The organism is Streptomyces sp. NPDC014907 (assembly GCF_055562975.1).
Window position 1 is genome coordinate 230,969 of record NZ_JBVHEG010000010.1, and the last position, 6,388, is coordinate 237,356.

Annotated in this window: 6 protein-coding genes; 3 read left to right on the forward strand and 3 right to left on the reverse strand. The window is 73.7% G+C overall.

Going from position 1 to position 6,388, the window contains the following annotated elements:
• Window positions 1-21: 21 nt before the first annotated feature.
• The gene (locus tag ACZ3IL_RS24150) at window positions 22-537 is read right to left on the reverse strand and encodes an ATP-binding protein (protein WP_467393282.1); all 516 of its coding nucleotides are present in this window, start codon (window positions 535-537) and stop codon (window positions 22-24) included.
• A 150-nt stretch (window positions 538-687) separates the two neighbouring features.
• Between ACZ3IL_RS24150 and ACZ3IL_RS24155 the strand changes: the two genes are divergently transcribed.
• Genes ACZ3IL_RS24155 through ACZ3IL_RS24165 form a run of 3 tightly spaced genes read left to right on the forward strand, consistent with a single transcriptional unit; the run spans window position 688 to window position 2,605 of the window.
• On the forward strand, window positions 688-1,554 hold the full coding sequence (locus tag ACZ3IL_RS24155; RefSeq protein WP_467393284.1) for a helix-turn-helix domain-containing protein: 867 nt from the start codon (window positions 688-690) through the stop codon (window positions 1,552-1,554).
• Complete coding sequence (locus ACZ3IL_RS24160; protein ID WP_467393286.1) at window positions 1,551-1,790, forward strand: DUF397 domain-containing protein; 240 nt, start codon at window positions 1,551-1,553, stop codon at window positions 1,788-1,790. Before ACZ3IL_RS24155 ends, ACZ3IL_RS24160 begins: the two co-directional genes overlap by 4 nt.
• A 29-nt stretch (window positions 1,791-1,819) precedes the next feature.
• Window positions 1,820-2,605: an SDR family NAD(P)-dependent oxidoreductase gene (locus ACZ3IL_RS24165; RefSeq protein WP_467393288.1), complete on the forward strand. Its 786-nt coding sequence runs from the start codon at window positions 1,820-1,822 to the stop codon at window positions 2,603-2,605.
• A 61-nt stretch (window positions 2,606-2,666) separates the two neighbouring features.
• Here ACZ3IL_RS24165 and ACZ3IL_RS24170 read toward each other — a convergent pair whose 3' ends face one another.
• Window positions 2,667-4,298, reverse strand: coding sequence for an ABC-F family ATP-binding cassette domain-containing protein (locus tag ACZ3IL_RS24170; protein ID WP_467393290.1), 1,632 nt, complete (start codon window positions 4,296-4,298; stop codon window positions 2,667-2,669).
• Between the two features lie 79 nt (window positions 4,299-4,377).
• Window positions 4,378-6,012 carry an ABC-F family ATP-binding cassette domain-containing protein gene (locus tag ACZ3IL_RS24175; protein ID WP_467393292.1) on the reverse strand — a complete coding sequence of 545 codons (1,635 nt, stop codon included), beginning with the start codon at window positions 6,010-6,012 and terminating at the stop codon, window positions 4,378-4,380.
• Window positions 6,013-6,388 lie beyond the last annotated feature (376 nt).

Sequence of the window (6,388 nt, forward strand, 5' to 3'; positions counted from 1 at the left end):
AGGGGGCGCGGCCCGGCGGTTTCACGGGCCGGTTCCGGCACTCCGGTCACGGTCCGGCTGCCCGGCGTCGGCAAGGAGGTCCCGCTCCCCGGCACGGAGGGGCCCGAGGTCCAGTTCGGCCCGTACGGTCTTCCCGACCGGTACGCGGTCGAGCACCGCCCAGCGCGACGCCAGCGCCTCCACCAGGAGCAGGCCGCGCCCGCCCTCCCCGTCCGGGCCCTCCGGGACGGCGAGGGCGGGCCGCCGTTCGCCCCGGGTGTCGGAGACGTCGATCCGGAGCAGCCGGCCGGGGGTGTACGCGAGCACCAGCTCGCAGTCGCGCCCCGGCACCCGGCCGTGCGTCACGGCGTTGGCGGCGAGTTCGGCGACGAGCAGCGCGGCGGTCTCGGACGTCCCGGAGCCGTACGGGACGCCCCAGCGGTCGAGCTGGAGCACGGCGAGGCGGCGGGCGAGGCGGGCGCCGCGCGGGGTCGAACTGAAACGCTGCGCGAACACACGTACGGTGACGGGCAGTTCGCGGGTCACGGGGGAGGTCATGGGGCCAATGTGGCGTCGCGCGGGGAGGGTTGCCAGCTCAGAAACCCGTACGCTGCGACAGCGTACGGGTTCACCCTCTGGACTGTATTGGTCACTAGACGTGAGCATAGGTGCGTTCAGTACGAGTGCACGGGTGCGGGAGGTGGCCGGGTGACGGGTGGGTTTCCGGATGACGCGACGGATGGCGTAATCAGGGCTCCGAGGGGGAGTGAACCGGAGGCGTCGGAGAGCCTGAAGGCCTTCGGGGAAGTTCTCAAGGTTCTGCGCAAACGGGCGGGCCTCACGCAGGAGCAGTTCGCGCCGATGGTGGGGTACTCGGTGCCGATGGCCGCCTCGATCGAACAGGGGCGGCGCCTGCCGTCGAAGACGTTCGTGGACCGCTCGGAGGAGGTGCTGGACGCGTTCGGGGTCGTCCGGGCGGCGGCCAAGCACCTGACGCGCAAGGCGGGGCTGGCGCGCTGGTTCGAGAAGTGGGCGGAACTGGAAGCCCTCGCAGTAACGCTGTACACCTTCGAGAGCCGGTTCGTCCCCGGCCTGCTCCAGACGCCCGCGTACGCCCGGACGCTCTTCGAGGAGCAGATCCCGGCGATGGGCGACGACCAGATCGAATCCCACCTGTCGGCCCGCATGGAACGCACGAAGATCCTCACGGAGCGCCCGCACACGATCTTCAGCTTCATCATCGAGGAGCACGCGCTGCGCCGTCAGATCTGCGCTCCGGAGGCCATGCGCGGGCAGATCAACCACATCCTCGCACTCTGCGAACGGCGCAACATCGACATCCAGGTCATGCCGCAGTCGCGCGGATATCACGCAGGTCTCGGCGGCCCCTTGTGTCTCCTGGAGACTCCAGAGAATGTGTGGCACGCCTACTCCGAAGGCCAGGAGACCGGCCACATGATCTCGGACCCCAAAGTGGTCAGCACCCTCCAGCAGCGGTATGCCAGGATGCGGACACAGGCTCTGTCCTTCGAGGAGTCCGTGAGCCTGCTGCGGGAGATCCGAGGAGCACTATGAGCACCACAGAACTGGCCTGGTTCAAGAGCAGCTACAGCAGCGGCAGCGGCGACGACTGCGTCGAGGTCGCCCTCTCCTGGCACAAGTCCAGCTACAGCAGCGGAAGTGGCGACAACTGCGTAGAGGTCGCCTCCTGCCCCTCCACCGTCCACGTCCGCGACTCCAAGAACGTCACCGGTCCGCAGCTCGCCCTCTCCCCCGCCGCCTGGTCCGCGTTCCTGACCCGGCTGGCCTGAGCACCGTACGACGCGCGAGGAGCACCACCATGAGCACGACCCCGGCCGACTACCTCTCCGGCCTCTTCTCCCTCGACGGGCGCACCGCCCTCGTCACGGGAGGCAGTTCCGGTATCGGCCGGGCCGTCGCGGGAGCGCTGGCGCGCGCCGGGGCGAAGGTGGTGGTGCTCGCCCGGAAGGAGGCCGAGCTCGTCGCGACCGTGGACGAGCTGACGGCCGACGGCTGCCGGGCGGCCCGGGTGAGCGCGGACCTGAGCACCCGGGAGGGGATCAGGGCCGGGGCCGAGGAGGCGGCGGCCGTGTTCGGGGAGCCGGACATCCTGGTGAACTCGGCGGGGATCAACCTCCGCCCGCCGCTGGGCGAACTGGGCGAGGAGGTCTGGGACGCGACGATGACGGTGAACCTGGAGGCGCCGTTCCTCCTTGGCCAGCGGTTCGGGCCCGGGATGGCCGAGCGCGGCTTCGGGCGGATCGTCCACGTGACCTCCCAGCAGGCGCACCGCGCGTTCGTGCAGAGCGGGGCGTACGGGGTGTCGAAGGGCGCCCTGGAGTCGCTGGCCCGTTCGCAGGCGGAGGCGTGGTCCCCGCACGGGGTCACGGTCAACACCCTGGTCCCGGGCTTCGTGATGACCCCGCTCAACCGGCGTCTCTCCTCCGACCCGGAGCGGGTCGCCGCGCTCGCCGCGCGCACGCTGACCGGCCGCAACGGGCTGCCCGGCGACTTCGCGGGCGCCGCCGTCTTCCTGGCGAGCGCGGCCTCCGCGTACGTCACGGGCCACTCCCTCTTCGTGGACGGCGGCTTCTCCGTCCACTGAGCGGGCGTCCGGGCGCGCCCGGTGCGGTCCCTGACGCGGGCCGCACCGGGCGCGGCCCGCGTCAGGGACGGTCCGGGGCCGCCCCTTCCCGCCGGCCGTCGCCGGACGGCAGCCGGAGCGTCCGGCCCCGCCACCGCCGGCGCAGCCAGCGGTCGTGACTGGCGACCACCACCGCGCCCGGCCCGGTGCCGAGCGCCTCCTCCAGCTCGTCGCACAGGCGCGGCGAGAGGTGGTTCGTGGGCTCGTCGAGCAGCAGCAGCTGGGGCGGGCGGGCCACCAGCAGCGCCAGCGCCAGACGGCGGCGCTGTCCCACGGACAGCCGGCCGACCGGCCTGTCCAGGTCCGCCTCGTGCACCAGGCCGAGCGAGAGCAGCGGCGCCCGCTCCGCCCGCTCCGGTCCGAGCGCCCGTTCGTAGGTGTCGCGGACCGTGCGTCCGGGCCGTTCGAACACGGTGTCCTGGGTGAGCAGTCCCACCGTCAGCCCCGGCCGCGCGCGCACCTCGCCGCCGGCCGGGAGCCGTCCGGCGAGCACGGCGAGCAGGGTCGACTTCCCGGTCCCGTTGCCGCCCGTGACGAGGAGCCGGTCGGCCGCCGCCACCTCCAGGCCGTCCAGGACGAGCCGGCCCGGGACCCGCACGTCCCGCAGGACCACCAGCGGCTCCGGGCCCTCCTCCGCCGGTGCCGTGGGCTCGGCGGCGAACCGCAGCGGCTTCGGCGGTTCGGGCACCCGTGTGCGTTCCAGCTCCCCGAGCCGCCGGGTCGCGTTGCGCACGCGGCGGGAGATCTGGCTCTGCACCCGGCCCGCCCGGTGGCCGTAGCCCATCTTCTCGTTGTCGGTGCGGCCCCGGTCCGGGGCGACCCGGTGGGCGACCGTCCCGGCGGACCGGGACAGTTCCTCCCACTCCTCCTGTTCCTCGGCGTGACGCCGCTCCCAGCGTTCCCGCTCGGCGCGTTTCCGGGCCAGGTAGGAGCTGTAGCCGCCGCCGTGGCGGACCGGTCCGCCGACCGCCGGGTCGAGGTCGATCAGGTCCGTGCAGACCGCGTCGAGGAACGCCCGGTCGTGGGTGGCGATCACGACGGCCCCGGGCAGGGAGCGGACCTGTTCCTCCAGGAAGGCGGCCGCGTCGTCGTCGAGGTGGTTGGTCGGCTCGTCCAGGAGCAGCGCGGCCAGGGCCAGCCGGCCGCGCTGTCCGCCGGAGAGCGAGCCGACCGGGCGGTCGTGGCCGAGCGCGCCGAGGCCGAGACCGTCCAGGACCAGGGCGGCGCGGCGGTCGGCGTCCCAGGATGCGCGGTCCCGGGCCTGCTCCAGCCGCTTCCCGTAGGCGTCGAGGAGGCCCGGGTGGCCGGGGTCGTCCTCGGGGAGGCGCGCCAGTTCCCCGCCGAGCCGGTCCAGCTCCGCGAGGTCCTCGCGGGCCTCGCGGAGCGCCTCGTCCAGGACCGCGGCGAGGGTCGCGGAGGCGTCGAACGGCAACTCCTGGTGGAGGAGGCCGAGGTCGTCGGGGCGGGTGACGCCGCCCCCGTCGGGTTCGTCCACGCCGGCGAGCACCCGCAGCAGGGTGGACTTGCCGGCGCCGTTCTCCCCGATGAGGCCGATGCGGTGGCCGGGAGAGGCCGTCAGGGAGACGCCGTCGAGGACGCGCCGCCCGTCCAGGACGCGGACGACGTCGTGGGCGAGGAGGGTGGATCGGGGCATGGGAGACCGTCCTGCGTGATCGGTGGTCGGCCCGCCGGGCACACGGCCTCGGACGCGGGCCACGTCGCACGCCGCCGGCTCACACCGCCGGGGCCCCCGTCTCCGCGAGCACGCCGTCCGCCAGCCGCAGCCGCCGGTTCACCCCGATCTCGGTGAGGAACCGCTCGTCGTGGCTGACCACCATGAAGGCGCCCTGGTAGGAGTCGAGGGCGCTCTCCAGCTGGCCCACGCCGACCAGGTCGAGGTTGTTGGTCGGCTCGTCGAGCAGCAGCAGGTGCGGGGCGGGCTCGGCGCACAGCACGCAGGCCAGGGTGGCGCGCAGCCGTTCGCCGCCGGAGAGCACGCCGACCGGCAGATGGGCGCGGGCGCCCCGGAAGAGGAAGCGGGCGAGCAGGTTCATCCGCTCCGCCTCGGGCCGCTCGGGCGCGAACAGGGCGAAGTTCTCGGCCACCGTCCGGTCCCCGTCGAGCAGGTCCAGGCGCTGCGAGAGGTAGGCGATCCGGCCGTCGTTGCGCCGGACCTCCCCGGCGTCCGGGGCCAGGTCGCCGGCGACCAGACGCATCAGGGTCGTCTTGCCCGCGCCGTTGGGCCCGGTCAGCGCGATGCGTTCGGGGCCCCGGACGGTCAGGTCGGCGCCGTCCGCCGCGAAGACGTCCCTGTCCCCGAGGCGCACCCGCATGCCCTCGCCGTGGAACAGGGTGCGCCCCGCGGGCACCCGGGTGTCGGGCAGCTCCAGGACGAGGCGCTGTTCCTCGCGCAGGGCGCGCCCGGCCTCGTCGAGGCGGGCCCTGGCCTCGTCGACCCGGGAGGCGTGCATCGTGCCGGACCTGCCCGCGGCCTCCTGCGCGCCCCGCTTCATGGTGCCGGCGAAGATCTTGGGCAGGCCGGCGCTCTTCAGGTTCCTGGCGGCGTTGCTCGCCCGGCGCTCGGCGCGTTCCCGGGCCTGCTGCATCTCCCGCTTCTCCCGCTTCAGCTCCTGCGCGGCGTTGCGGACGTTCCTCTCGGCGGCCTCCCGCTCGGCGCGGACGGCCTCCTCGTACGCGGCGAAGTTGCCCCCGTAGAGGCGCAGTTCGTCGCCGCCGAGTTCGGCGACGCGTTCCATGCGGTCGAGCAGCGCGCGGTCGTGGCTGACCAGGAGCAGACAGCCGGTGAAGTCCTCCAGCACGTCGTACAGCTGGTGCCGGGCTTCGGCGTCCAGGTTGTTGGTGGGTTCGTCGAGGAGGAGGACGTCGGGCCGCCCGAGCAGCTGGGCGGCGAGGCCGAGGGAGACGACCTGACCGCCGCTGAGGGTGCCCAGACGGCGGTCGAGGGCGAGGCCGCCGAGACCCAGGCGGTCGAGCTGGGCGCGGGTGCGCTCCTCGATGTCCCAGTCGTCGCCGATGGTGGTGAAGTGCCGTTCGTCGACGTCTCCGGACTCGACCGCGTCCAGGGCGCGGATCACGTCGGCGACGCCGAGCACCTCGGCGACCGTGAGGCCGCCGTCCAGGGGCAGGGTCTGGGGGAGGTGGCCGAGCGTCCCGTGGACCGTCACCGATCCGGCGGTCGGCTTCAGTTCGCCGGCGATCAGCTTCAGCAGGGTGCTCTTGCCGGAGCCGTTGGGCGCGACCAGGCCCGTGCGTCCGGAGGGGAGGGAGAAGGACAGGTCGTGGAGGACCGGGGTGTCGTCGGGCCAGGCGAAGGAGAGGTTCGCGCAGATGACGGCGGCGTCGGACATGGAATCGACCTCGGAGGTACGGAGGGCAGGGCTTGGTCCTCTGCCCGGGGCAGACGGGGGGAAGGAGGTACGACGAGACGGACCACCTCGGCAGCGCTCCCGAGCGCCGGCCGGTGGCCGTCAGATCCGGGTCTCACCCGGAGATGTCGTCGTCACCCACCACGTCTGTGTCTCCTCGATGTGCGGTCTGGTTCACCCACCAACATAACAGCCCGGCCGCGTCCGCCTCTTCTCCCGCCGCGTTCTCCTGCCGGGCGGCCCGGCGGTCATGGGCGGCCCGGCGGCGGAGGGGCGGGTACGGCGGAGGGGCGGGTACGGCGGAGGGGCGGGTACGGCGGAGGGGCGGGTACGGCGGAGGGGCGGGTACGGCGGAGGG